General features: G+C 72.1%; 19 protein-coding genes, 1 tRNA gene and 1 pseudogene. 11 read left to right on the top strand and 10 right to left on the bottom strand.

Translation table 11 applies throughout. From position 1 onward, the window contains the following. Positions 1–69 precede the first annotated feature (69 nt). The 3 genes from ACIP89_RS27430 to ACIP89_RS27420 are packed head-to-tail and all read left to right on the top strand — an operon-like array spanning position 70 to position 3,004. Positions 70–837 (top strand): (Fe-S)-binding protein, encoded by a 768-nt coding sequence (locus tag ACIP89_RS27430; RefSeq protein ID WP_073734490.1) that lies wholly within the window; start codon positions 70–72, stop codon positions 835–837. Beyond that, positions 834–2,375 (top strand): LutB/LldF family L-lactate oxidation iron-sulfur protein, encoded by a 1,542-nt coding sequence (locus ACIP89_RS27425; protein WP_402117282.1) that lies wholly within the window; start codon positions 834–836, stop codon positions 2,373–2,375. Before ACIP89_RS27430 ends, ACIP89_RS27425 begins: the two co-directional genes overlap by 4 nt. Beyond that, on the top strand, positions 2,372–3,004 hold the full coding sequence (locus ACIP89_RS27420) for a lactate utilization protein C (protein WP_402117280.1): 633 nt from the start codon (positions 2,372–2,374) through the stop codon (positions 3,002–3,004). The genes ACIP89_RS27425 and ACIP89_RS27420 overlap by 4 nt, the downstream gene beginning before the upstream one ends. A 51-nt stretch (positions 3,005–3,055) precedes the next feature. On the opposite strand, the gene ACIP89_RS27415 is transcribed toward ACIP89_RS27420, so the two are convergent. The 6 genes from ACIP89_RS27415 to ACIP89_RS27390 all read right to left on the bottom strand — a co-directional run bounded on the left by ACIP89_RS27415 (position 3,056) and on the right by ACIP89_RS27390 (position 10,659). After that, positions 3,056–4,957, bottom strand: coding sequence for a DUF2264 domain-containing protein (locus ACIP89_RS27415; RefSeq protein ID WP_402117279.1), 1,902 nt, complete (start codon positions 4,955–4,957; stop codon positions 3,056–3,058). Next, on the bottom strand, positions 4,954–5,994 hold the full coding sequence (locus ACIP89_RS27410; RefSeq protein ID WP_402117278.1) for a hydroxyacid dehydrogenase: 1,041 nt from the start codon (positions 5,992–5,994) through the stop codon (positions 4,954–4,956). The genes ACIP89_RS27415 and ACIP89_RS27410 overlap by 4 nt, the downstream gene beginning before the upstream one ends. A gap of 39 nt (positions 5,995–6,033) precedes the next feature. Beyond that, a complete protein-coding gene (locus ACIP89_RS27405; RefSeq protein WP_401925134.1) occupies positions 6,034–6,909 on the bottom strand; it encodes a carbohydrate ABC transporter permease in 876 nt (291 codons plus the stop codon). Next, on the bottom strand, positions 6,906–7,907 hold the full coding sequence (locus tag ACIP89_RS27400) for a carbohydrate ABC transporter permease (protein ID WP_401925131.1): 1,002 nt from the start codon (positions 7,905–7,907) through the stop codon (positions 6,906–6,908). The genes ACIP89_RS27405 and ACIP89_RS27400 overlap by 4 nt, the downstream gene beginning before the upstream one ends. A 133-nt stretch (positions 7,908–8,040) precedes the next feature. Beyond that, on the bottom strand, positions 8,041–9,399 hold the full coding sequence (locus ACIP89_RS27395) for an ABC transporter substrate-binding protein (RefSeq protein WP_402117276.1): 1,359 nt from the start codon (positions 9,397–9,399) through the stop codon (positions 8,041–8,043). A 102-nt stretch (positions 9,400–9,501) separates the two neighbouring features. Beyond that, positions 9,502–10,659: a substrate-binding domain-containing protein gene (locus ACIP89_RS27390; protein ID WP_402117274.1), complete on the bottom strand. Its 1,158-nt coding sequence runs from the start codon at positions 10,657–10,659 to the stop codon at positions 9,502–9,504. Between the two features lie 138 nt (positions 10,660–10,797). Between ACIP89_RS27390 and ACIP89_RS27385 the strand changes: the two genes are divergently transcribed. Further along, the gene (locus ACIP89_RS27385; RefSeq protein ID WP_402117272.1) at positions 10,798–11,565 is read left to right on the top strand and encodes a sulfite exporter TauE/SafE family protein; all 768 of its coding nucleotides are present in this window, start codon (positions 10,798–10,800) and stop codon (positions 11,563–11,565) included. An 80-nt stretch (positions 11,566–11,645) separates the two neighbouring features. Here ACIP89_RS27385 and ACIP89_RS27380 read toward each other — a convergent pair whose 3' ends face one another. Together ACIP89_RS27380 and ACIP89_RS27375 are read right to left on the bottom strand one after the other, a co-directional pair. Beyond that, positions 11,646–13,175: an amino acid permease gene (locus tag ACIP89_RS27380; protein ID WP_402117271.1), complete on the bottom strand. Its 1,530-nt coding sequence runs from the start codon at positions 13,173–13,175 to the stop codon at positions 11,646–11,648. A 68-nt stretch (positions 13,176–13,243) separates the two neighbouring features. Beyond that, complete coding sequence (locus tag ACIP89_RS27375; protein ID WP_401925119.1) at positions 13,244–14,251, bottom strand: hypothetical protein; 1,008 nt, start codon at positions 14,249–14,251, stop codon at positions 13,244–13,246. Between the two features lie 320 nt (positions 14,252–14,571). Between ACIP89_RS27375 and ACIP89_RS27370 the strand changes: the two genes are divergently transcribed. The 3 genes from ACIP89_RS27370 to ACIP89_RS27360 all read left to right on the top strand — a co-directional run bounded on the left by ACIP89_RS27370 (position 14,572) and on the right by ACIP89_RS27360 (position 18,726). Beyond that, positions 14,572–16,005 (top strand): FGGY family carbohydrate kinase, encoded by a 1,434-nt coding sequence (locus ACIP89_RS27370; RefSeq protein ID WP_402117270.1) that lies wholly within the window; start codon positions 14,572–14,574, stop codon positions 16,003–16,005. A gap of 64 nt (positions 16,006–16,069) precedes the next feature. Next, the gene (locus tag ACIP89_RS27365; RefSeq protein ID WP_402117269.1) at positions 16,070–17,494 is read left to right on the top strand and encodes an NAD(P)/FAD-dependent oxidoreductase; all 1,425 of its coding nucleotides are present in this window, start codon (positions 16,070–16,072) and stop codon (positions 17,492–17,494) included. Next, positions 17,491–18,726, top strand: a complete 1,236-nt coding sequence (locus tag ACIP89_RS27360) for an FAD-dependent oxidoreductase (RefSeq protein ID WP_402117267.1) — start codon at positions 17,491–17,493, stop codon at positions 18,724–18,726. The genes ACIP89_RS27365 and ACIP89_RS27360 overlap by 4 nt, the downstream gene beginning before the upstream one ends. Positions 18,727–18,749: 23 nt before the next feature. On the opposite strand, the gene ACIP89_RS27355 is transcribed toward ACIP89_RS27360, so the two are convergent. Further along, the gene (locus ACIP89_RS27355; RefSeq protein ID WP_371774959.1) at positions 18,750–19,070 is read right to left on the bottom strand and encodes a hypothetical protein; all 321 of its coding nucleotides are present in this window, start codon (positions 19,068–19,070) and stop codon (positions 18,750–18,752) included. Between the two features lie 95 nt (positions 19,071–19,165). Further along, positions 19,166–19,729, bottom strand: coding sequence for a DUF309 domain-containing protein (locus tag ACIP89_RS27350; protein WP_401925109.1), 564 nt, complete (start codon positions 19,727–19,729; stop codon positions 19,166–19,168). 109 nt (positions 19,730–19,838) lie between these two features. Between ACIP89_RS27350 and ACIP89_RS27345 the strand changes: the two genes are divergently transcribed. The 4 genes and pseudogenes from ACIP89_RS27345 to ACIP89_RS27330 all read left to right on the top strand — a co-directional run bounded on the left by ACIP89_RS27345 (position 19,839) and on the right by ACIP89_RS27330 (position 25,642). Next, complete coding sequence (locus tag ACIP89_RS27345; RefSeq protein WP_401925107.1) at positions 19,839–22,472, top strand: ATP-binding protein; 2,634 nt, start codon at positions 19,839–19,841, stop codon at positions 22,470–22,472. Between the two features lie 49 nt (positions 22,473–22,521). Next, a tRNA-Pro gene (locus ACIP89_RS27340) sits at positions 22,522–22,595 on the top strand. A 383-nt stretch (positions 22,596–22,978) separates the two neighbouring features. Then, positions 22,979–24,304: pseudogene (guaD, locus tag ACIP89_RS27335) on the top strand (guanine deaminase). Positions 24,305–24,325: 21 nt separating this feature from the next. Further along, positions 24,326–25,642, top strand: a complete 1,317-nt coding sequence (locus tag ACIP89_RS27330; protein ID WP_402117265.1) for an MFS transporter — start codon at positions 24,326–24,328, stop codon at positions 25,640–25,642. The last annotated feature ends 57 nt before the right edge of the window (positions 25,643–25,699 follow it).

The raw sequence follows: 25,699 nt of genomic DNA, 5'->3' as shown, positions 1-25,699 counted from the left end.
TCATGACTCCGTTCGGGATCATGAAAAGGATCATGACGATCACGTGCAGAGAAACGATCGGGGAGACCCATGCGCATCGGACTCTTCGCCACCTGTCTGGGAGACACGCTCTTCCCGGAGGCGGTGAAATCCACCGCGGTGCTGCTCGCCCGCCTGGGTCACGACGTGGTGTTCCCGCCGGGGCAGACCTGCTGCGGCCAGATGCACGTCAACACCGGCTACCAGCGCGAGCCCGTCCCGCTGGTGCGCAACTTCGCCGAGCAGTTCGGTGACGCCTCCATCGAGGCCGTCGTCATGCCCTCCGGATCGTGCGCCGGCTCCGTCCGCCACCAGCACGAGATCGTCGCGGAACGGTACGGCGACGCGGCGCTGCGCGCGGGTGTGGCCACGGTCAAGGCGAAGACGTACGAGCTGTCGGAGTTCCTCGTGGACGTGCTGGACGCCACCGACGTCGGCGCGTACTTCCCGCACCGGGTCACGTACCACCCCACCTGTCACTCCCTGCGCATGTTGAGGGTCGGGGAGAAGCCGTTGCGGCTGCTGCGGGCCGTCGACTCGATCGATCTCGTCGAGCTGCCGGAGGCCGACGCCTGCTGCGGGTTCGGCGGCACCTTCGCGCTGAAGAACGCCGACACGTCGACCGCGATGCTCCAGGACAAGATGCGCCACATCGCCACCACCGGGGCCGAGGTGTGCACCGCCGGCGACTCGTCCTGTCTGATGCACATCGGCGGCGGGCTCTCCCGGATCAGCTCCGGCACCCGCACCCTGCACCTGGCCCAGATCCTCTCCGCCACCCGCACCTCGCCGTACGTCCCGACGGAGGCCGCCCGATGAGCAGCACCTTTCTCGGCATGCCCGCGACGCCGCCCCGCTCCCCCTACGGGACGGGCAATCTGCGCGGCGACCGGAAGTTCCCCGCGGCGGCCCATGACGACCTGGGCAACGGACAGCTGCGCCGCAACCTCGGCAAGGCCACCCACACCATCCGCGCCAAACGTCTCAACGTCACCGGCGAACTGCCCGACTGGGAGGAGCTGCGCGACGCGGGCGCGGCCATCAAGACCGACACCATGAACCGGCTCCCCGAACTGCTGGAGGAGCTGGAGCGCAAGGTCACCGAACGCGGCGGCACCGTCCACTGGGCCCGGGACGGCGGCGAGGCCAACGAGATCGTCGCGCGGCTGGTCCGGGAGACCGGGAGCAAGGAGGTCATCAAGGTCAAGTCGATGGCCACCCAGGAGATCGGCCTCAACGAGCACCTCGAATCCATCGGCATCACCCCGTACGAGACCGACCTGGCCGAACTGATCGTGCAGCTCGCGCACGACAAGCCCTCGCACATCCTGGTGCCGGCGATCCACCGCAACCGCGACGAGATCCGGGAGATCTTCCTCAAGGAGATCCCGGGCGTCGACCCCTCGCTGGACAACGTCCCCGCGCACCTCGCCGCCGCGGCCCGCGCCTATCTGCGCGAGAAGTTCATGACGACGAGGGTCGCCGTCTCCGGGGCCAACTTCGGCATCGCGGAGACCGGCACCCTGTCGGTCGTCGAGTCGGAGGGCAACGGCCGCATGTGCCTGACCCTGCCCGACACCCTGATCACCGTCATGGGCATCGAGAAGGTGCTGCCGCGCTACCAGGACCTGGAGGTCTTCCTCCAGCTGCTGCCGCGCTCCTCCACCGGCGAGCGGATGAACCCGTACACCTCGATGTGGACCGGAGTCACCCCGGGCGACGGGCCGCAGACCTTCCACCTGGTGCTCCTCGACAACGGACGCACCGCGGCGCTCGCGGACCGGATCGGCCGCGAGGCGCTCAACTGCATCCGCTGCTCGGCCTGTCTCAACGTCTGCCCGGTGTACGAACGGGCCGGCGGCCACGCCTACGGATCGACGTACCCCGGACCGATCGGGGCCGTACTCACCCCGCAGCTCGCCGGCATGCACGCCGCGAAGGACGACCCCAACAGCTCGCTGCCCTACGCCTCCAGCCTCTGCGGGGCCTGCTTCGACGCCTGCCCGGTCAAGATCGACATCCCCTCGCTGCTGGTCGAGCTGCGCCACCAGCACACCGAGCAGGCCGGCACCACCCCCGAACAGCTCGCCATGAAGGCGGCGGCCGCGGTGATGGGCAGGCCGAAGCTGTTCACCACCGCGCAGAAGGCGTCCGGGCTCGGCCGCGTCATCGCCGGACGGGACCAGAAGATCTCCCATCTGCCGCCGCCGTTCAACGGCTGGAGCGACAGCCGGGACACCCCGGCCCCGCCCCGGCAGACGTTCCGCTCCTGGCTGGCCTCCGCCGAGGGCGCGGCGACGATGCGGGCGGCCGCCGGTGAACACACGCGCAACCAGCAGCAGGAGGAGGAGAAGTGACGACCGCTCGCGAAACGGTGCTCGGCCGCGTCCGGGACGCCCTGGCCCTCGCACCCGCCGCGGACACCCCGGTCCGCCGCGACTACCGCACCGGGCGCACGCTCCCCGACCCGGAGCGCCTGGCCCTGTTCACCGACCGGCTCGTCGACTACAAGGCCCAGGTCCACCCCTGCACCGCGGAGCGAACGGCCGAGGTCGTCGCCGAGGTGCTGCGGGAGCGGGGAGCCGGCCGGATCGGGGTGCCCGCCGGTCTCGACCCCCGGTGGCTCGACGCGTACGACGGACAGGTCCAGCGGGACTCGGCCGACATTCCGGCACCCCGGCTCGACGCCCTCGACGGCGTCGTCACCGCGTCCGCCGTCGGCTGCGCCGAGACCGGCACGATCTTCCTGGACGGTTCACCCGATCAGGGCCGGCGGGCGCTGTCGCTGGTGCCCGACCTCCATGTCTGCGTCGTCGACCTGTCGGCCGTGGAGGTGGGCGTACCGGAGGCGGTGGCCCGGCTGGTGCCCGAGCGGCCGACGACGCTCATCAGCGGTCCGTCGGCCACCTCCGACATCGAGCTCGAACGGGTGGAGGGCGTACACGGCCCGCGCACCCTGGCCGTCGTCATCCGCACGGACGCGTGACAGGCGTGTGACGGGGGAGGGGCGCACCGAGCGCGTCCCTCCCCCCACCGGCTATCCGTGCTCGACCGTCACCGGGCCGAAGCGCACCCGGGTCGTCGCCGCGTCCTCTGCCCAGCACACCTCGACCGTGTCCCCGTCCACGTTCACCCCGCTCACCACCGCGTCGAGCGCGGCCGCGCCGGGCTCCGCGGTGAGCGAGGCGAGCGCGACCAGCATCACCGTGCCCTCCGCCCCGGCGCCCAGCCGGGGCAGCACCGCCCAGGGCGTGTACGCGGTGCCCTGCGGAGCGCGTACCTCCTCCCGTGACTCCCAGCCGTGCAGGCCGTGCAGCGCGGACGTGACCTCGGACCCGGGCCCGGTCGCCCAGCCCGTCTCCTCGACCCGGGCGCCGGGAGGCGCGCCGAGCACCCGGTGCACCCGGAGCTCGTAGCGGCCGCGGACCACCGTCACGCTCTCCACCCGCAGTCCCGGCTCCGTGGCGGCGCCGCTCGCGAAGACCGGGCGGTGCCAGGAGGCGGCCCAGCCCCAGCCGTCGCCGCCGCCCGCGCCGAGCGGGCGGATGGCGCGGCGGCGGCTGCGGGCCGCGCCGACGACCACGGCCAGGTGGTTGTCCGCGGCGTTGGCGCGCGCCGTGGGCCCGGTGACCGTCGAGTACGCCTGACGGCTGTACAGCGGATCGTCCTGCGCCGCCGACTCACCCTCGTGCGGCCGGACGTGGTCGCTGCCGTGGTTGTGCAGCCGGACGATCCCGTCCGCCCGGGTCGACTGGACGAGCAGGCCGGGCGCGGGCAGCGCGAGCACCCGGTCGGGCCCCTCGCTCGGCGCGGGCTCCTCGGTCGCCGTCCACAGCGGATGGTCCTCGGGAGCCAGCAGGGACACGAAGGCCTTGGACGCCCAGTAGGGGGACGACGGGCCCGAGTAGGGCTGGAGCGTCGCCTCGTGCGGCCCGTGCCAGCCCAGGCTCAGCAGCCCGTCGGTGCCGGTCGCGCCCCGGTCCAGGAAGTAGCGCAGTGCCCCGCTGATCACCCGCCGCGACGTACCCGGCGTGAGCGGGGTGTGCCCGGTCAGCGCACCGAGCCCGACCGCCGCACCGGCCGCGAAACGGTAGGTCAGCGAGCGGCCGAAGTGGATCGGGGCCCCGTCCCCGCCGAACAGCAGCCCGAAGCTCTCCAGGTGTTCGCTCAGGCGCGCCCCGTAGTGCGCGGCGAACTCCGCGTCGCCGGAGAGGTGGGCGTCGAGCACGGGGTAGAGGTGCAGCGCCCAGCCGTTGTAGTGGTCGAAGGCGCGGCCGTCGCCGTCCGCGTACCAGCCCTGTCCCCGGTACCAGACCTCCATCAGGTCGCGGGCCCGCTCCCGGGCCCGCGCGGTCTCCGCGTCGCCCCGGCCCACCGACTCCAGGAAACCGGCCACCGAGTACGGGAACAGGTACCAGTTGTTCGCCGCGGGGGTGTGCCGCAGGGCGCCGCGCAGCCACTCCTCCGCCCGGTCCCGCACGGCCGGGTCCAGCCGGTCCCAGAGCCAGGGCCGGGTGAGCCGCAGTCCGATGGCGACCGAGGCGGACTCCACCATGGGCTGGCCGAAGACGGTGTGGTCGCGGATCAGCGGCCAGGACTCGGCGTCGTCCCGGCCCGGCGTACGGGTCCCGGCCGCGAGCCCGTCCGCGTACCGCTCCAGCCAGCCGTGCGGGTCCTCGCCGCCCGCGCCCGCGACCCGGAAGGCGGCGGCGAGGAACGTGCGCGCGTATCCCTCCAGGCCGTCGGAGCGGACCCCGGACGCGGACGGGCGTCCCGGCAGGTCGAGCATCGCCCCGCCGGGGGTGGCCCACTGCCAGGCGGCCTTGAGCAGTCCGTCCGCGGCGGCCTCCCAGTGCGCGCGGGTGTATCCGGTGACCGGGCTCTTCGCCCGGTCGTCGGCGGGGAGCTCCAGCGGGGAGTCGGGGTGCGGTCGGTTCATGCGAGGAAGGCCAGCCTTTCGCGTCGTACGGGATGGGCGAATCCGTCGCCCGCGGCCCAGCGTTCGCTCTCGCCGACGGCCAGATCGACCAGCCGCCGCCACTCGTTGCCCTGGGAACCCGCGAGGTGCGGGGTGATCAGGGCGTTCTCGCAGTCCCACAGGGGGTGTTCGGGGGGCAGCGTGTCGGGGTCCGTGACGTCGAGGACCGCCCGGATGCGGTGCTCCAGCAGGACGTCGGTCAGCGCGTCCTGGTCGACGACGGCGCCGCGCGCCGTGTTGACGAGCACCGCGTCCGGCCGCATGGACATGAGCAGTTCACGGCTGACGAGCTTGCGGGTGGCGGGCAGCAGCGGGGTGTGGACGCTCACCACGTCGCTGCGCGCGAACAGTTCACCGAGGTCCACCGGCCGGACACCGAGCGCGGCCGCCTCCTCCTCGGAGACGTACGGATCGTGCAGCAGTACCCGCAGGTCGTAGGGGCGCAGCAGCTCGATGACCCGGCGGCCGATGAGCGAGGCGGACAGGATGCCCACGGTCCGGCCGTAGTTGCCCACCTGCCGGGGGGTGGCCAGCCAGTTGCCGCGGTGGCGCTCGGCGCGGTAGTCGCGGGCCCGTTCCAGCGCCTGTTTGCCGGAGAGCAGGATCATCGCGACGGTGTACTCCGCGACCGGCAGGGCGTTCGCCGCGGCGGCCGACGACACCTCGATGCCGCGCTCCCAGCAGGCCTCTGTGATGTGCCCGCGCACGCTTCCGGCCGTGTGCGCGACGGCGCGCAGCCGGGGCGCGGCGGCCAGCGCCGCCTCGTCGAGCGGCGGACAGCCCCAGCCGGTGACCAGCAGTTCCGTGTCCGCGAGCACGGCACGGGCCCGCTCCGTGGTGAAGTCGTCGAGTACCGGCAGCGGCGCGAGGTCGCACACCCGCGAGAGCGCGTCCAGCGACGGGGCATCCAGCAGGGCGGCCGCGGCGTCCGGCTTCATCGCGACGGCTGCGCGCGGCCTGCGCCGTGCGGCGGGGGTGGGGACGGGGGTGCTTGGCATCTTTCTCCTGGTACGGGGACGGGGTGCGGACCGGTGCGGCTACTTGACGGCGCCCGCGGTGAGCCCCGACTTCCAGAAGCGCTGGAGCAGCGCGAAGGCGAGGATCAACGGCAGGACCGCGAGCAGCGAACCCATGATGACCACGGGGTAGTACTCGGGTGAGACGGTGGCGGAGCTGTTCCAGGTGTACAGACCGAGGCTGACGGGATACAGGTCCTGGTCGGAGAGCATCACCATGGGCAGGAAGAAGTTGTTCCAGATCGCGGTGAGCTGGAAGAGGAACACCGTGACCAGCCCCGGACCGAGCATCCGCAGCGCGACCCGGACATACGTGGTGAGTTCCCCGGCCCCGTCCACCCGGGCCGCTTCGAGCACCTCGTCGGGCACGTAGCCCTGGCTGAATATCCGCCCCAGGTACACGCCGAACGGGTTGAAGAGCACCGGGATGAACACCGACCAGAAGGTGTTGACCAGGCCGGTGCCGGACGCCATCAGGTACAGCGGCAGCGCCAGCACGGTCTGCGGCACCATCACCGCCGCGAGGACCAGGCCGAACAGCTTCTCCTTGTGCGGGAAGCGGTACTTGTCGAAGGCGTACCCGCAGGCGATGCTGATCAGTGCGCCGAGGGCCGCGCCCAGGACCGCGTACAGCAGGCTGTTGCCGTACCAGCGGCCGTACACACCGCCGTCCATCGCGAACAGGTCCTTGAGGTTCCGCGCGAAGGAGAAGTGGTCGAGCGAGAGCACATCGCTGCCGAACAGGGCGTCGCGGTCCTTCGACGAGGCGAGCACCAGCCACAGCACCGGCAGCAGCGTGTACAGCACGGAGATGCCGACGACCAGGTTGACGACGGAGCGGCCGAGCAGCCGGGGGCGCAGGGCGGCGGCGGTGCGGGCGGGACTCGTCGCGCTCATCGGACGTCCTCCTCGGGGGCGTTGGAGCGGTTGGTCCAGCGGGTCACGCCGTAGGAGAGCGCGATCGTGAGGACCAGCAGGACGACCGACGCCGCGGCGGCCAGTCCGTAGTTGTTACGGGTGAACGCGGCGTCGTAGATGTACATGCTGGGCGAGAACCGGGAGCTGATCATCGGCGTCGACTGGCTCAGCAGCATCGGCTCGGTGAAGAGCTGGAGCGCGAAGATCAGGGTGAACATCGCGACCATCACGATCGAGGAGCGCACCAGCGGCGTCTTGACCTGGAGCGCGGTCCGCACCGGCCCCGCCCCGTCGACGACGGACGCCTCGATGACCTCGCGCGGCACGGCCTGCAACGCGGCGTAGAAGACCACCATGTTGTAGCCGAGGTTGCTCCACAGGGCGATGTTCACGATCGACGGGACGACCGTGTGCACACCGAGGAAGTCGATCGTGATGTCGGCCTTGCCGAGCAGGTCGACCACCGGGCTCAGCCCCGGTGTGTAGAGGTAGAGCCAGATGACGGCGGCGATGATGCCGGGCACGGCGTGCGGCAGGAAGAGTCCGAGCTGTGCCCAGGAGCGCAGCCGTACCACGCCGGAGTCCAGCAGCAGTGCCAGCGCGAGCGCGCCGATCACCATGACCGGGATGTAGATGAGGCAGTACAGGACGACGGTGCCCAGGCCGCTGAGGAACGTCGGATCGGTCAGCACGGCGGTGTAGCTGCGCAGCCCGACGAAGACCCTGTGCTCGGGGCCGAAGCCGAGGCCGGGCTGGTCGTCGGCGAAGAAGCTGAGCCAGACGGCGGTGGCGACCGGGATCAGGAAGACCGTCACCAGGAGGATGAAGAAGGGGGTCATCAGGGCGCCGGCCGCGCCGAGTTCACGGCGCCGGGCGGACTTGCGGGGGGCGTCCGGGGGTGTGGCGGGGTTCGGCGACGCGGCGGAACCGGTCGCGCTCACGGGGGCGGAAGCCTGCGTGGTGAGCGGGCTGGTCATCGGTGTCACCTGCCTCTCTGCTGCTGGGATCGGGGACGGGCCGCGGATCTGCCGCTGGTACGGCTACGGGCCGCGGGGCTGCTGCCGGGTACAGGTATGGGCCGCGGACCGGCGGCCGGGTACGGGCCGCGGGTCAGCTGCTGTGTTCTGTGGTGGACAGGCCCAGCGCCCTGAGGTCGGGCATCGTGCCCCGCTGGGCCGCGCGCACGGACTCGATCACCGAGCCCTGGCCGCCGCCCAGCCGGGCGAAGCCGTCCTGCATGACCTTCTGCGTCGCGGTCATCCGGGGTCCCCACGTCCAGCCGTCCCGGATCTTGCGGGCCTCCTGGTCGAAGAGCGTGTAGATGTCCTGGCCGCTGTAGTAGGCGCGGTCGAAGGCCTTGCGGCCGACGGCGACGAGGCCGGGGGCGGCCGGGTACTGGCTGCTGGCTCCGCTGGAGAGCCGGGCCAGCAGCGCGTCGGGGTGCGCGACCTGCCACTCGATGAACTCCAGCGCGGCTTCCGGGTGGTCGCTGCTGCTGGTGACCGCGAACGTCGATCCGCCGTGGGTGCCGAGCGCCGGCTCCGCCCCGCTCCACTGGGGGAGCGGGGCGATGGCCCACTGCCCCTTCTGGCCGGGCCGGGCGTTCATCTGCGCCCCGGCCTCCCAGGCGCCGCTGAACCGGACGAGGACCTCGCCGGAGCTGAGCAGGGCGTCGTAGGCCCTGCTGTCCACCGGGCTCATGACGACCAGGTCCTCGTCGATCATCCGCTGCCAGTAGGCCGCCACGCGTCGGGTCGGCGCGTCGGCCAGCGACAGGTTCCAGGCGCCGCCGCGGGTGTCGAACCACTGGCCACCGGCCTGCCAGGCGAAGGCGGCGAACTGGAAGGCGCCGTCGGTGGCGAACGCGGAGAGCCGCCGGCCGGGCGCCTTGTCCTGCACGAGGCGGGACGCCTCCTCGAACGCGTCCCAGGTGCGCGGGACTTCGATGCCGTACTTCGCGAACAGGTCGCTGCGGTAGTGCATCACCATCGGTTCGACGTCGAGCGGCAGGCTGAAGACGCGCTTCTCGAACGTGGTGAGCCCCAGCGCCTGCGGCAGCAGCTTCTTCCGCAGCCCGTCGCTCAGCATGTCCGTGATCTCCAGGGCGACCCCGTCGATGGCGAAACCGGGGATCTGGGGGTACTCGATCGTCGCGACGTCCGGGGCGTTCCCGGCCCGGGAGGCGTTGCTGAGCTTCGCGTAACCGCCCTGCGGTCCGGAGGGGATCTGCTGGAAGTCGACCTGGATCGTGCGGTGCGTCCGGTTGAACGCGTCCACCACCTCCTTGCTGCCGCGCAGGGCGGACCAGAAGGTGATGTGTGTGGCGTTGCGGCCGGTGCCGCCGGTGCTGCTGGTCCTGCTCGTGCTCTTCGGCCCCGACGTGCCACCGCTGCAGGCGCTCAGCGCGCCCGCCAGCGGTACTGCGGCCATCGTGGCGAGCATGGATCGACGGCTCTGTCGACCGGGCATGGGCGCCTCCCGCGGCTCCTGATTGAGGACACGGGGAATCCTGTTCTCCTGATCGGTATCGGTCAATAGATCGCTCAGAAGAAAATCAAAGCGGTCAAACGGTCAGTTCGTGGTGAGAGTGACCGCCTGGGCCGATCCGCGGACCTTCAACTCCGGCAGCAGCTCCGTCCGGCGCACCGGTCCGGCCGCCCCGGCCGCTCCGGAGAGCCGGTGGAGCAGCAGCTCGGCGGCCGCCCTGCCGATCTCCGCCTTGGGCGGCGACACCGCGGTCAGCGGCGTGCTGCCGAGGGCCGCGACCACGTCGTCGTACGCCACCACCGAGCAGTCCCCGGGCACCTGCACGCCGTTCTCGGCCAGGCGCTGCACCAGCATCAGCGCGTCCACGTCGCCGTGCAGCACCGCCGCGGTGGCCCCGCGCTCGCGCAGCAGGGCGGCCAGGTCGGGCGCGTGACCGGTGCCCCCGGGGGAGACGGCGGGCGCCTGGCCCTCCACGGCCGGACCCGGACCGGGCACCGCGTCCGGTGAACTCAGCACCACCGTCCAGTCCTCCACCTCGGGGCGCTCGGCGGCGATCCCGGCGAACGCGGCACGCACCGTACGGGCCGTCGGGCTGTCGTCGCGGGCGGCCAGCACGATCCGGCGGTGGCCCAGCGCCACCAGGTGATCCACGGCCAGGTGCACCCCGTACCAGTGGTCGGAGCAGACGGAGTCCAGGGCGTGCAGCGCGCTGCCCGGCCGGGGCCGCCGCTCCATCAGCACGGCCGGCACCCCCACGTCCGCCAGCCAGCCGTAGTCCAGCTCCTCCGAGAGCGGGTGGCGCCAGCGCGGGGCGATCAGCAGCCCGCGCGCCCCGTCCGCCAGTGCCCGCTCCACCAGCGGGCGTTCGGCACCGGCCGCCTGCGGTGCGATGTGCAGCGCGATCCGGATCCCGGCCTCCTCCAGCACGCTCCGGGCGCCGTGCAGCGTCTCGTACAGGTACGAATGCCGCTCCGGCACGACGAGCGCGACCGCCCCGCCCTCACCGGCCGGTCCGTCGCCCCGCACGGCCGGCGCGGCCGCGTCGCCCGCCGGTTCCCGCAGCGGTCTGGCCACGCCGTGACCGCGCCGCAGCCGACCGGCCCGGGTCAGCTCCTCGACATCGCGCCGCACCGTGACCACGGAGACGTCCAGTTCGGCGGCGAGCACGCTGACCTTGACCGCGCCCCGGGAATCCACCACCGCCATGATCCGCCGACGCCTGAGCTCAACCGGCTCCCGCATGCTGCTGGCCCCCTGCCGTACCGCTGCGTGTTGTTCGTTTGAGCGCTTCCAGCGAGCGCTTGGAGCGCAGCATAGCCATGCCGCTTCCCCCGCCGGGCAAAGGCCGAAAATCAGGGGAGATTACGATCTGTTTTCGGCATGGACACTCTCACTCTCTGGCAACTGGCGGCGCTGGCCGCGGCATCCGCGCTCGTAGGCTTCTCCAAGACGGCCGTCAGCGGTGCCAACACGATCAGTCTCGCGGTCTTCGCGGCGGTGCTCCCCGCCCGCGAGTCCACCGGAGTGCTGCTCCCGATCCTCATCGCCGGCGATGTGCTCGCCGTGCTCACCTACCGCCGCCACGCACACTGGCCGACGCTGCTGAGGCTCTTCCCGGCCGTCGCCGTCGGCGTGGTGGCGGGCACGCTGTTCATGATGTGGGCGGGCGACGCCGCCGTACGGACCTCGATCGGCGCGATCCTGCTCTTCATGGCGGGTGTCACGATCTGGCGCCGCCGTACCGCCGCCGGGAGCGGGGAGCCCTCGGCGGACGCGGTGCCGGCGGACGCGGCGGCGCGGCTGAAGGCCCGCTCGTACGGGGTGCTCGGCGGCTTCACCACCATGGTCGCCAACGCGGGCGGCCCGGTCATGTCGCTCTATCTGCTCTCCGCCGGATTCCGCAAGCTCGGCTTCCTCGGCACCTCCGCGTGGTTCTTCCTGATCGTCAACACGTCCAAGGTGCCGTTCAGCGTGGGCCTCGGACTGATCGACGGGCGCTCGCTGCTGCTCGACGCCTGCATGCTGCTGTTCGTGCTCCCCGGCGCCTGGATCGGCCGCAGGTGCGTGGACCGGATCAACCAGACGCTCTTCGAACGCCTGGTCATCGGGGCGACCGTGCTGGGCGGCCTCCAGCTGCTGCTGAACTGACGGGGCCGCCGCGGAACCGACGGCGGCCCTCCCGGATCGCGGTGATCCCGGAGGGCCGGCGGGCGGCGAAGGCCGGGGCGTCAGATGATGCCTTCCTCGATCTCCGCCTGCTCACGGGCGTTGCCGTACGCCGAGGGCGTGCTGTACGAACGCCGCGCGACGAACCACCACACGGTGGCCAGCACCAGCACGGCGACCAGTGCGATCGAGGCGTAGTTCATCGAGTCGATCGTCACCGGGGACGACTGCGGCAGCAGGAACAGCACGGTGACGATCGAGACCCACACCACCGCGATCCAGCCGACCGGCTTCGACCAGCGCCCCAGGTGCCACGGCCCGCGCTCGAAGCGGTCACCGGCCCGCAGCTTCAGGAAGATCGGGATCGCGTAGGCGGGCGTGATGCCGATGACGTTGATCGCGGTCACGGCGCCGTAGGCGGTCGCGGAGTACAGCGAGGGGACGGCGAGCAGCCCGGCGACGACGACCGACAGCCACACCGCGTTGACCGGTGTCTGGGTGCGGGCGCTCACCTTCCGCCACAGCGCGGAGCCGGGCAGTGCGTTGTCCCGGCTGAAGGCGAACACCATCCGGCTGGCGGCGGCGACCTCGGCGTTGCCGCAGAACAGCTGCGCCGCGATCACGATCAGCAGCATGGCCGTGGCGCCGGAGGTGCCCAGCGCGTCGATCAGGATCTGGGCGGGCGGCACTCCGGTGGCGCTGTCCTGGGTGCCCGCGTAGTCCTGGATCGCGAAGGTCAGCCCGGCGAGCAGGACGAAGCCGGCCACCCAGGAGACCCAGATCGAGCGGACGATGCCGCGTGCCGCGGAGACCGAGGCGTTCGAGGTCTCCTCCGACAGGTGGGCGGAGGCGTCGTAGCCGCAGAAGGTGTACTGGGCGAGCAGCAGACCGATCGCCGCGACGTAGAGCGGGTTCTCCCAGCCGGTGTCGTTGACGAACTCGGTGAAGACGAACGACGGCGACTGGTGGTGCGAGGGCACGATCGCCAGCACCGAGACGATCACCGCGACGCCCGCCAGGTGCCACCACACACTGATCGAGTTCAGCACGCTGACGAGCCGCACCCCGAAGAGGTTCAGCACGGCGTGCAGCAGCAGGATGCAGAGGAAGATGACCATCGTCCTGCCCGGCGTGGGAGCGAACCCCCACTGCAGGTTCATCAGCGCACCGGTGAACAGCGCGGCGCCGTAGTCGATGCCGGCGATCGCGCCGAGCAGCCCGAGCAGATTCAGCCAGCCCGTGTACCAGCCCCACTTACGGCCGCCGAGCCGGTCCGCCATGTAGTACAGCGCCCCGGAGGTCGGGTAGGCGCTGGTGACCTCCGCGAGTGCCATGCCCACGCAGAGCACGAACAGGCCGACGCCCGCCCAGCCCCACAGCATCACCGCGGGCCCGCCCGTCGACATGCCGAAGCCGTACAGGGTCATGCAGCCGGACAGGATCGAGATGACGGAGAAGCTGATGGCGAAGTTGCCGAAGCCGCCCATCCGGCGTGCGAGCACCGGCTGGTAGCCCAGCTCGCGCAGCCGCTGCTCCTCGTCCTTCGGCGCGTTGGCCCCGGAACCCTTTTGGGGCGAGGTGGATATGGACATGGGGGACCTCCGTGAGCGGTGATGGTGCGGGGGACAGTGAGCGGGGAAGGGGCGGTGCGGGTGGCTGCTCAGCCGTGCGGTCCCCTGCCGGGGTCGCGGACGGCGGCCAGGGCGCGGCTGCGGGCGCGCAGGAACACTTCCTCCGCTCCGCCGGGGTCCTTGGGGCCGCGGGTGCGGTACGCCCAGGGCAGTGAGGTGAAATAGGGGCCGAGTTCCCGGAACACCGGTGCCGCGTCGGCGAATTTGAGCGCTCCCCACAGCGCGTGTGCCAGATGGTTCAGGTCGAGCAGCGTATGGCTGGGCGCGGGCGTGCGCAGGAACCAGATCTCCAGAGCGCGGACGGCGTCGCGCTCCGCGTCCTCGGTCACCCAGTGCAGGTCCAGGGCCTTCTCGTGGCCGCGTTCGCGCCGGTAGCGCTCGACCCGCACATACAGCGGGAGCACATGGAGGGCGGACCCCTCCGGTGCGGAGGAGGCCGCCCACTGAACGAAGTTGACCGCTTCGGAGAGGGAGCCGCCGGCCTTGCGCGCGTACACGAACTGGAGCATCCGGTGGTACGCCTCGCGGTTGTACGGATCGCGTTTGTCCGCCTCCGCCAGCAGGCCCCAGGGACCGGGGAACAGCATGGGCCCCGGCGGGTGCAGCCGGTGCTCCTCCAGCCGCTGGCGCTCGTCCAGCTGGGAGAGGGCCAGCAGGCACACCCAGGGCACCGGGTCGGCGGGCGAGGCGTGGGCGGCCGACCGGCAGGCCTCCCAGGCCTGCTGCCACAGCTCCTGCGCGCGGCCGTGTCGCTCGCGGTGGGCCCGGACGGCCCGCTCCACGACGACCCGGGCGTGCATCACGGCGGCCGCGACGCTGCGGGGCTCCTCGGTCAGCCAGGCCTGTACCGCGTCCGAACCCGCGGCGACGGCTCCGAGCACCTGGGTGCGCTGGGTCCACAGGGTCCAGTCCGGGGTGCTCTCCAGCAGATTGCGCATGGAGAGCCAGCGTCCCGTCCGTAAGTCCTGTAATGCGGAGCGGAGTTCGTTGTCGTGGCCGGCCGGATGGTAGACCGGCCGGAAATCACTGTTGGCCATGGACGTGCTCTGGGCATGGTGTCGGGCTCATCGATCCTCAAGGACGTGGGGGGTGAAACAGCTGTTGAAATATGAACTGCCTTAAAGGGTCCGCTTGTTGTTCGGCGGTGAGTGTAGAGCCCCTTGCGCCGAACTCCCGAATGAATCGTGGATCTTATTCAAGTCGCTTCGGCAAACGGGAGGTTGGTCGTCAAGGAGGGTTCCGGGCATACGCATTTCCGGTGCTTGACTCAATCGCCGGGCTGCACCACTCTGGGATCCCGCAACCGAAGATCACGATTCCGTTCAAGCGCCGGAGCTTGCGTACCGCTGGAGAGCCGATGACAGGTCCGGTACTCGCCGTGGACCAGGGGACCTCCGGCACCAAGGCGCTGGTGATCTGCCCGGAGCGGGGTGTGATCGGTTCCGCTTCGGCTCCGGTACGCCCCCGGTTCGGCTCCGGCGGAGTGGTCGAGGCGGACCCGGCCGAGCTGTTCGATTCGGTCATCGACGCCGGACGGCGGGCCCTGGCCGAAGCGGGCGAGCCGGCCGTCGCCGTCGGCCTGGCCAATCAGGGTGAGACCGTGCTCGCCTGGAATCCGGATACCGGCGGTCCGCTCACCGAGGCGATCGTCTGGCAGGACCGGCGGTCCGCCGGTCTCTGTGCCGGGCTGGCGGCGCACGAGGAGGAGCTGAGAGAGCTCACCGGGCTCCCCCTCGATCCCTATTTCGCCGCCCCGAAGATGGCCTGGATCCGCCGCGAACTGACCCGCCGGGGGGTCGTCACCACCAGCGACTCCTGGCTCGTCCACCGGCTCACCGGAGAGTTCGTCACGGACGCCGCGACAGCCGGACGCACCCAGCTGCTGGACCTCGACCGGGTCGGCTGGTCACCCGCCGCACTGGACATCTTCGGCCTCGGGGACGAACGCCTGCCGTCGGTGGTCGACGCCGCCGGAGCGTTCGGGACGACGACCGCGTTCGGGCCCGAGCTGCCGCTGACCGGCCTCCTCGTCGACCAGCAGGCCGCCCTGCTGGCCCAGAGCGCGCTGGAGCCGGGCGCCGCCAAGTGCACCTACGGCACCGGCGCGTTCCTGCTGGCCCAGACGGGCCCGGTGCCGCGCCGCAGCTCCACCGGACTGGTCAGCTGTGTGGCCTGGCGGCTCGGCGGGCGGACCAGCTACTGCCTGGACGGGCAGGTCTACACGGCCGCCTCCGCCGTGCGCTGGCTCACCGAGCTCAAGGTGATCTCCGGTGCCGCGGACCTCGACCCGGTCGGCGGCTCCGTTCCCGACTCCGGAGGCGTCACCTTCGTACCGGCGCTCGCCGGACTCGCCGCCCCCTGGTGGCGCGGAGACCTCCGGGGTTCGGTGACCGGACTGAGCCTGGACACCACCGCTGGACACCTGGTGCGGGCCCTGTGCGAGGGCATCGCCGCACAGGTGGTCGAGCTGGCCGAAGCGGTGGCGGCCGACCTGGGGGAGCGGCCGGGGGTGCTGCGCGTCGACGGCGGGCTGACCCGCTCCGCCCTGCTCATGCAGACCCAGGCCGATCTGCTGCAACGGCCCGTCGAGGTGTCCGCGCTGCCCGACGTCACCGCGCTCGGGGTGGGCGCCGTGGCCAGGATCGGCCTCGATCCGGGACTCCCGCTGCGCCGGGCGGTGCCGGCCTGGGAACCGGCCGCGGTGTACGAGCCGAGGATCGGCCCCGAAGAGGCCGCCGAGCGGCTCGCCGGATTCCGGGCGGCCGTCGGCACCCTTCTGGAGCGCTCGTGAGCAGCGCCGGGGCCCGCCGCCCGCGCCCCGCTGGAGCGGTTGTGACGCTTGCCCGGACCGGCCGATGAACCGGACCGTCACGAGGGCCGGGCAGCCGCTCCCCGAGGGCGAGGACTACGACGTCACGGTCATCGGCGCCGGAGTGGTCGGCACCGCCATCGCCCGTGAACTGGCCCGCCACCGCGTCCGCACCGCCCTCGTCGAGGCCTCGGACGACATCGGCAACGGCACGTCCAAGGCCAACACCGCGATCCTGCACACCGGGTTCGACGCCGTGCCCGGTTCGCTGGAGGCCCGGCTGGTCCGGGAAGGGCAGCGCCGGCTCTCCGCGTACGCGGCCGGGGCGGGCATCCCCGTCGAACGCGTCGGCGCCCTCCTGGTCGCCTGGGACCAGGAGCAACTCGACGCGCTTCCCGGCCTTCTGGCGAAGGCCGGGAGCAACGGCTACCACGCGGCACGGCTGCTGGACGCGCGCCGCCTCGCCGAACTCGAACCGCACCTGGGGCCGGGCGCGCTCGGCGCGCTGGAGATTCCCGACGAGTCCGTCATCTGTCCGTGGACCACCCCGCTCGCCTTCGCCACCCAGGCGGTCCTGGCCGGCGTCCACCTGCACCTGGACTGCCGCGTCACGGCCATCGAGCCCAGTACCGGGCCCGGCCCCGGAACCCACCTCCTGACCACCACCCGCGGCCCGCTCCGCACCCGGGCACTGATCAACGCCGCCGGACTGCACGCCGACGAGATCGACCGCCTCCTCGGGCACGACGCCTTCACCGTCACACCGCGCCGCGGACAGCTCATCGTCTACGACAAGCTCGCCCGCGATCTCGTCCGCCACATCCTGCTGCCCGTCCCCACCGCCGCCGGCAAGGGCGTCCTGGTGGCACCGACCGTCTTCGGCAACGTGCTGCTCGGCCCCACCGCGGAGGAACTCGACGACAAGGCCGCCACCGAGTCGACGGAGGACGGGATCGCGCTGCTGCGGGAGAAGGGCCGCCGAATCCTGCCTCGGCTGATCGAGGAGGAGGTCACCGCCGTCTACGCGGGGCTGCGGGCGGCCACCGGCCACGAGGACTACCGGATCGAGGGGTACCCGGAGCTGCGCTACGTCGCCGTGGGCGGCATCAGGTCCACCGGGCTGACCGCCTCCATGGCCATCGCCGCACACGTCACCGGCCTCCTCGCCCGGACCGGACTCGACCTGGGCGCCCCCGTCGAACTGCCGCCCGTCACCATGCCGCCCCTGGGAGAGGCGGCAGAGCGCCCCTACCTGGACGCCGGTCTCATCGCGGCGGACCCCGCCTACGGCACCGTGGTCTGCCACTGCGAACGCGTCACGGAGGGCGAGATCCGCGACGCGCTGGACTCCGTACTGCCGCCCCGCTCCGTCGAGGGGCTCGCGCGCAGGACGCGGGCCGGCAACGGCCGCTGCCAGGGCTTCTACTGCGGAGCCCGGCTCCGCGCACTGACCGGAGGGACGCGGACATGAACCGCCGCGAGCGGACGGTCGACGTACTGGTCGTCGGAGCGGGCCCGGCCGGACTCGGCGCGGCGGCCGAACTCGCCGCGTCCGGGGTACCGGTGGAGGTCCTGGAGCGCGAGCAGAGCGCGGGCGGCATCCCACGCCACTGCCACCACGGCGGCTTCGGCGGCCGCCGGACCACCACCAGTGGCGGCGGCCTCAGCGGTCCCCAGTACGCCCTGATGTGCGCGGCCGCCGCCGAACGGGCCGGCGCCGCCCTGCGCACCGGCATCACCGTCACCGGCTGGGCCGGGCCCCGCACCCTCGACGCCACCGGACCCGGCGGACTGGAACGGATCACCGCCCGCGCCGTCCTCCTCGCCACCGGCGCCCGGGAACGCCCCCGCAGCGCCCGGCTGGTTCCCGGCAGCCGCCCCACAGGCGTCTACACCACCGGAGAACTCCAGCAGGCCGTCCACCTCCACCACCAGCACATCGGCACCCGCGCGGTGGTCGTCGGCGACGAACCGGTCGGCCACGCGGCGGCCGACACCCTGCGCGCCGCCGGAGTCGAGGTCGCCGCCCTGGTGACCGGTCGTCCGCCACAACCCCTCGCCGTGCTGCGCCGGGGCCCCGGCGCACCGGTGCTCAGCCGCACCACCGTGACCGGCCTGACCGGGCGCGGCCGGCTCACCGGAGTCACCGTGCGGCACGACGACGGCCGGACCACGACGCTCCGCTGTGACACCGTGGTCTTCACGGGCGACTGGATCCCCGACCACGAACTGGCCCGGCGGGGCGCGATCGCACTGGACCCCGGCACCCGCGGACCCGCCCACGACGCCTCGTACCGGACCGGCGTACCCGGAGTCTTCGCCATCGGGAATCTGCTGCACGCGGTGGAGAGCGCGGGCACCGCCGCTGCCGAGGGACGGACGGCCGCCGCCCCCGTACTGCGCCACCTCGCCACCGGATACTGGCCCACCGGACGTACGGCGCTCGCGGTCGAGGCCCCGCTGACGTGGATCGCGCCCAATCTCATCGGCCCCGGCGGGGACCCGCCGCTGGACAACCGCTTTGTCCTGCGCACCGGGCGGCGCCGGGCCGCCCCGCTGTTCGAGGTCCGCCAGGGCGGGCGGCTGCTGCACCGGCAACGGCTGCTGCTTCCCGCCCGGCCCGGCGTCCCGCTCCACCTCTCCGCGGACTGGCTGGACCGGGCGGACCCGCACGGCGACACCGTACGGATCCGCGTGCGCTGACCGGCCGGGCGGCGTGCCGGAGGTCAGGGAATCAGCAGCCAGTCCGAACCGATCGCCGCGACCAGCCCGATCCCCAACAGCCAACTACCCAGCCGGGTGCGGCCGTTACGGCTGAGCTCGATCACGATCCCGCACAGGATCAGCGCCAGCCCGTACACCCCGACCACCAGGACGGAGGACCGGCTCGCGATCCGCAGCCCCAGGACGACCGCCATCGCGGCCATGCCGACCGAGGACAGGACGATGCGCAGCCGTCTCGCCTGACGTGGTGTCAGCCGACGCTCCTCGGCGTCGGGTGCGGCTATCGGGGTGTCCACGGCCTGGTCCTGGTCAGAAGTGCTCATGACGCGGGATGGTAATAGCTTCGCGCGGCCCTGTTCACCGCTCTCGGTCAAGGGGAGGAAAAGGACGCGCGCCCCGGCGCCCGCCGACGTCCGGGCTAGCGGCTGCCGCCCCGCAGCCGTGGCGCCTCGGCCGCGGCGTCGACCGGCTCCGCACCCGGCCCCTCCACCCGCCCGGCAAGCTCCCGCGCCCAGCCGGTGAGCGCACCGACATCGATCCCGTGCGCCGGAGCACCACCGTCGGCCGAGTCCACGGACCGCCCGGGTGCCACGGACCGCCCGGACCCCACGGCGTCCAAGCCGTCCACGAACTCCGTGAGGGCCGCCGCGCCCCGCCGCAGCAGCCGCGCCCCGCCCGTCACGTTGCCCCGGGCGGCGTGGGTCAGTCCGACCGCCAGCTGGGCCAGCCCGCGCCACAACTCCCGTTCGGCCACGGGGCCCGACTTCCACGCGTCCTCGAAAACCTCATGGGCGTGGAACGGCATCCCGGCGTCCAGCAGCCGCTGCGCCTCCCGCACGGTCTCCAGCGGGGAGCGGACCACCCCCTCCGGCTGCCGCTCCACCCCCGGTGAGCCGTACGGCAGGGGGCGTCCCAGCCCGTCGCGGGGGCGCGCGTTGTGCGCCCTGCCTTCGGTGTCGCGGTCCCTGCGTGTCTCGTCCACCCCTCGATTGTGCCCCGCACCTGCGGCGAACTCCCCGAACCACTGTTGGTGGGCACCCGCGCACGACTACTCTCGACAGTTGTCCGTACCACTTTGGGGGAGGGTAGGCATGCAACCGTCCCGGCCGCTGTACGAGCGCGAACCGGAGATCGCCGCTGCCGCACAAGCCGTCGACGCACTCTGCGGCGCGCAGGCGTCCGGCGGACTGCTGATCTTCAGCGGTGAGGCCGGCATCGGCAAGACAGCCCTGCTGGCCGAGATCCAGGCCATGGCGGCCGACCGGTGCACCGTCTGGTCCGCACGCGGCGGCGAGACCGTCACCTCCGTGCCGTTCCACGTCGTACGCCAACTGCTCCAGCCCGCACTGGAACAGCTCCCCGCCGACGACGTACGCGCCCTCTTCGGGTCCTGGTACGAGATCGCCGCGCCCGCCCTCGGGCTCGTCGAGCCGACCGGCCCGCAGCCCGATCCGCAGGGTGTGCGCGACGGACTCGACTGGGTCGTCTCACGGCTCGCCTCCCGGCTGAGCCACCGCCCACTGCTGCTCCTCATCGACGACGCGCACTGGGCCGACGGCGAATCCCTCGCCTGGCTCGCCTCGTTCACCGCCAGGCTCGGTGAACTGCGGGTCCTGGTCGTCCAGGCGCACCGCCCCGAGGAGCTCGCCGCCCGGGAGCCCGCGCGCACCGCGGCGGGCGGGCATCCGGCACAGGTACGGGTCGCCCTGCGGGCCCTCACCCCGGACGCCACCGCGGAGCTGGTCCGCGCGGGGCTCGGCGAACACGCCGACGACCCGTTCTGCCGCGAGGTCTGGGCCGTCACCGGCGGCAACCCGTACGAGGCGGTCGAACTCGTCGCCAAGGTCCAGGACCGCGAGCTGGCCCCGCTGGAGGAGTCCGCCGGGCTGCTGCGCGAACTCGGCGCCTCGGCCCGCGGCAGCGGACTGGTCGCCCGGCTCGAACGGCTCGGCACCAACGCCAACCGGTTCGCCTGGGCCGCCGCGGTGCTCGGCACCGACATCTCCCAGGACCTCGCCGCGACGCTGGCCGGAATGAGCCCCGCGGAGGCGGCGGACTGCACGGCCCGGCTGCGCGAGGCCCGCATCGTCAGCGGCTTCGACCCGCTGGAGTTCGTCCACCCGCTGATCGCCACCGCCGTGTACCGCTCGATCCCGCCGGCCACCCGCACCGCCATGCACGGCCGCGCGGCCTGGGCCATCACCCGGGCCGGTCTCGGCCCCGCCGCGGCCTCCCGGCATCTGCTCGAAGTCCATCCGGACGACGACCACGAGCTCGTCGAGCAACTCCGCGCGGCCGCGTCGCAGCACCTCGCCGTCGGAGCCCCAGAGGCGGCCCGCCGCTGCCTGGAACGGGCCCTTGAGGAACCACCGCGCCAGGACGTGCACGCCACCCTGCTCTACGAGCTGGGCTGCGCCACGCTGCTCAGCTCGCCGCCCACCACGGTGCGGCATCTGCGTGCCGCGCTCGACCTCCCGGGACTCGCCGACAATCTGCGGGTCGACGCCACGTTCCGGCTCGCCGCCGCGCTGTCCCACAACAACCAGCTGAAGGAGGCCGCGCTCGCCCTCGCGGCCGAGGCCGGGCGGACCGCGCCGGGGCCCGGCCTGATGCGCCTCCAGGCGGCACATTTCCTCTGGGAGGGGATGCAGGCGGCCGAGGACGACGGTCCGGGCCGCTCCCGCCGGCTCGCCGCCAACGCCGACCACCTCACCGGCCGGGACAACGCGGAGCGGGCCCTGCTCACCCTGCGGGCCTTCGACGCCATGCTGCGCGGCGAGAACTCCCAGCTGGTCGTCGACTTCTGCGAACGCGCCCTGGTCAACGGCCACCCCGCCCGGGGCCTCGGCTGGACCGATACGGAATGGGGCTTCGAACTCCCCACCCTGCTCGGCATCACCTACGCCTTCACCGACCGGCTCGACCGCGCGGAGGAGCTCTTCGGCGAGGCGGTGCGCGCCTTCGAGATCTCCGGCTGGAGCGGCGCCCACCTGGCCTTCGCCCACACCCTCCTCGGCCTGGTCAACCGCCGTCGCGGGCGCCTCGCGGAGGCCGAGGGCTTCCTGCGCGAGGGCCTGCGGCTGGCCGACCGGGTCGGCAGCGGACTGCCTGTCCACTGGGATGCCGCCTGCCTGCTCATCGACACGCTGCTGGCCCGCGGCCGGGTCACGGAGGCCCGCAAGATCGCGGACCGGTACGACTTCGGTACGCCCTACCCCAGCGCCATGGTGCTGCCCGACGGACCGTGCGTCCGGGGCCGCCTGCTGCTGGCCGAGGGGCGTACGAAAGAGGCGGTCGCCGAGCTGGAGGCGGCGGGCCGGGCCCTCGAACCGCGCGGCAGGTTCAACGGCATCTGGGGACCCTGGGCCGGCGACCTGGCACGCGCGCTGGCGGAGGAGGACCCGGGCCGTGCCGCCCGGATCGCCAACTCCGCCCGGGTGCGCGCCGAGCGCTTCGGGACGGAGACCGCGATCGGTGAGGCACTGCGCTGCGTGGCTCTCTTCGCCCCTCCGGCGGAGGCCGAACAGCTGCTGGCCGAGGCGGTCCGCCACCTGGAGGCGTCCCCGTCCGGCTACGAGTTCGCACTCGCCCTCGTCGAGCACGGCATCGCGGCCCGCTCCCCGGGGGAGCTCGCACGGGCGTACAAGCTGGCGACGGCCTGCGGCGCGGAATCGCTGGCGGCCCGCGCCCAGCAGGCACGGGCGTCAATGCGGTCCACCGAGTGAGGTAATGTTTGTCCTGCGCGGCCACCCGGGACACCGGGAGGAATCGCAGCGGGACGTGGCGCAGCTTGGTAGCGCACTTGACTGGGGGTCAAGGGGTCGCAGGTTCAAATCCTGTCGTCCCGACTGGAGAGTCGAGGTCAGGGCCGGTTTCGGAGAGATCCGAAACCGGCCTTTGATCGTTTTTCGGGCCATGCGGGGCCGGCGGCTTCTGACCGTTGTCACCGGATGAGGACGTGCGGGCTCTGCGGGGCGCGTGGGGCGCGCAACGCATCGAGGTGTGCAGTGGGCGCGGTTCCGGCGACCGGGATCTCGTACGGGTCCCGGCAGGGTCCGCGCGGGGACAAGCCGCTCCCGACCGCCACCCCCGCCGCGCGGCACGAGCGCTGCGGTCGGCCTGCGGCAGGCGGTAGACGTGCGGGATCACCCGTCCGGGTTACTACCGCGTGCGGGGATCACTCGGGCGGGTGTGCACAGGGGGAGCTGCTTGCTTCTCTTCGGAGGTTTCCATGCCCGCGCACACCACAGCCGTCCGGGGTCCGCTCATCTGGTTCCGGGACGATCCGTTCCTGGCCGGCCGCGACGACGCCTTCGTGTACGAGAGCGACGGACTGCTGATCTGTGAGGGCGGTGTCATCACCGCCGCAGGCGACTACAGCGGCCTGCGCGGTCAGCTCCCGCCGGGCGTCGAGCCGGACCACTATCCGGATCACGTGATCACGGCCGGTTTCATCGACACGCACATCCACTACGTGCAGACCGGCATCATCGCCGCGTTCGGCTCCCAGCTCATCGACTGGCTCAACCACTACACCTTCGTCGAGGAGCAGCGCTTCTCCGACGCCGGCTACGCCCGGCAGATCGCGTCGTCCTTCTGCGACGAACTGTTGCGCAACGGAACCACGACAGCTCTGACGTTCTGTGCGGTATACCCGGAGTCGGTGGACGCGCTGTTCCAGGAGTCGTCCCGGCGTGGCATGCGGATGGCCGCGGGCAAGGTCCTGATGGACCGTAACGCTCCCGAGGCACTGCTCGACACCGCCCGGTCGGGTTATGAGGACTCCAAGGCCCTGCTGGAGCGTTGGCACGGCAAGGACCGCAACCTCTACGCCATCACGCCGCGCTTCGCCCCGACGAGCACCCCCGAGCAACTGGAGGCGGCCGGGACACTGTGGCGCGAGCACCCGGAGGCGCTGATGCACACGCACGTCTCCGAGAACACTGGAGAGATCTCCTGGGTGCGCTCCCTGTTCCCCGACCGGAACGGCTACCTCGACGTCTACGACCACTTCGGACTGCTCGGGCGCGGCGCTGTGCTGGCACACGGAGTGCATCTGACCGGCCGTGAACGCGACCGCTGCTCCGAGACCGGCACCGCCGTCTCGCACTGCCCCACGTCGAACCTGTTCCTGGGCAGCGGGCTGTTTCACGTGCACGACGCCAAGGACGCCAGACGCCCCATGCACGTGGGGCTGGGCACCGACATCGGAGCGGGCACCTCCTTCTCGTTGCTCGCCACGATGAACGAGGCGTACAAGGTCGCCGAACTGAGCAACTACCCGCTCGACTCGGTCAAGGCGTTCTAACTCGCCACCCTCGGCGGCGCCCAGGCCATGGGCATCGACGACAAGGTCGGATCGCTGGCGCCGGGACACGAGGCCGACTTCGTCGTCCTGGACCCCCGGGCCACCCCGCTGCTCGCGCAGCGCACCTCCCGGGTGAACGACATCGACGAGCTGCTGTTCGTCCTCGCCGTCATGGGCGACGACCGCACCGTGCGTGCCACGTACATCAACAGTGCCCTGGCCCACGACCGCGACAACGCCTCCGCCTGAGCCAGCCGACAGGAGAACGTCATGGCGAACACCACCTCCACACCCACGCCCGCGAACGGTGACGCACCCGAGTACAGGAAGCACCCGGGTGCCCGCATCCTGCACGGGCCGCACAAGACCATCGGCGGAGTGGAAGCCTGGCTCATCTGGGGCCTGTGCGCCGTCTTCGTGGTCTGGCTGTTCTCCATCCAGACCGGCTATGCGGTGGTTTCCCCGGAGATCCAGAAGACGGCCTCACTCACCGTGGCCCAGATCGGCCTCGCCGGGTCGATCTACACCTGGGCCTTCGCACTGTGCCAGTTCTTCTCGGGCGCGCTGCTGGACCGCTTCGGCTCCCGCCCGCTGCTCGCGATCGGCGTCGCCTTCGTCACCGCGGGCGCCTTCCTGTACGCGCAGACCACCAGCATGGCCACTCTGATCGCCGCGCAGATCGTCCTCGCCGTCGGCTCCTCCTTCGGATTCGTCGGCGCCGGATACATCGGCGGCCAGTGGTTCCCGGCCGCCCGCTACGGCCTGATGTTCGGCCTGGTGCAGTCACTCGCCTCGCTCGGCTCCGCCTTCGGACAGCCCGCGATCTCCTGGCAGCTCCAGCACGTCAGCTGGCAGCAGCTCCTCAACGGCTTCGGTGCGGCGGGCGTCGTACTGATCGTGCTCTTCGCGCTCCTGGTACGGAACCCCTCCGCCGGCCCCGGACAGCTCGCCCAGGCCGCCCGGCCACCGCTCGTCTCCAGCATCCTCCACGACCTCGGCGCCTGCTTCCGCAACCGCAATGTCGTCCTCTCCTCGCTGTTGGCCGGTGTCTCCTTCGGCTCAATGCTCGCCATGGGAGTGCTGTGGGGGCCCCGCGTCATGGAAGCCCGCGGAGCCGGAACCTCGCTCGCCGCCGTCCTGACCGCCATGTCCTGGCTCGGCCTCGCCGTCGGCGCGCCCCTTTTCAACCTGATGTCCGACCACTGGAACAACCGCCGTGTCCCGGCCGTCGTAGGTGTCCTGTTGCAGGCGGCCGCCGTCTGCCTGCTGATCTACCTGCCCAAGGAGACCAACAGCGTCTCCGTGGTCACCATGTTCTGTGTGGGCCTGTTCGCGGGCGCCCACATGCTCGGCTTCACCGTGGCCGGGGAATCCGTCCCCGGACGGCTCGTCGGCAGCTCGGCGGCCATCGTCAACGGCGTCTGCTTCGTCATCGGCGGACTACTCCAGGCGATCCCCGGCAAGATCCTTCCCGGCTCTCCGTCGCTCACCGACTACGGCCACGCACTGCTCATGATGCCGATCCTGCTCGTGCTCGGAGCATTCGCCGGCTTCTTCATCAAGGAGACCGCCACCCCTCGTCCGTAGGAGGCCGCTGCACCGGAGCATCAGGACTGGCCGTCGCCGGGGCCCGGGAATAGCTTG

The sequence above is a fragment of the Streptomyces sp. NPDC088730 genome, from assembly GCF_044751215.1.
GTDB lineage: Bacteria > Actinomycetota > Actinomycetes > Streptomycetales > Streptomycetaceae > Streptomyces.
This window is presented reverse-complemented; position numbering and strand designations above follow the sequence as displayed.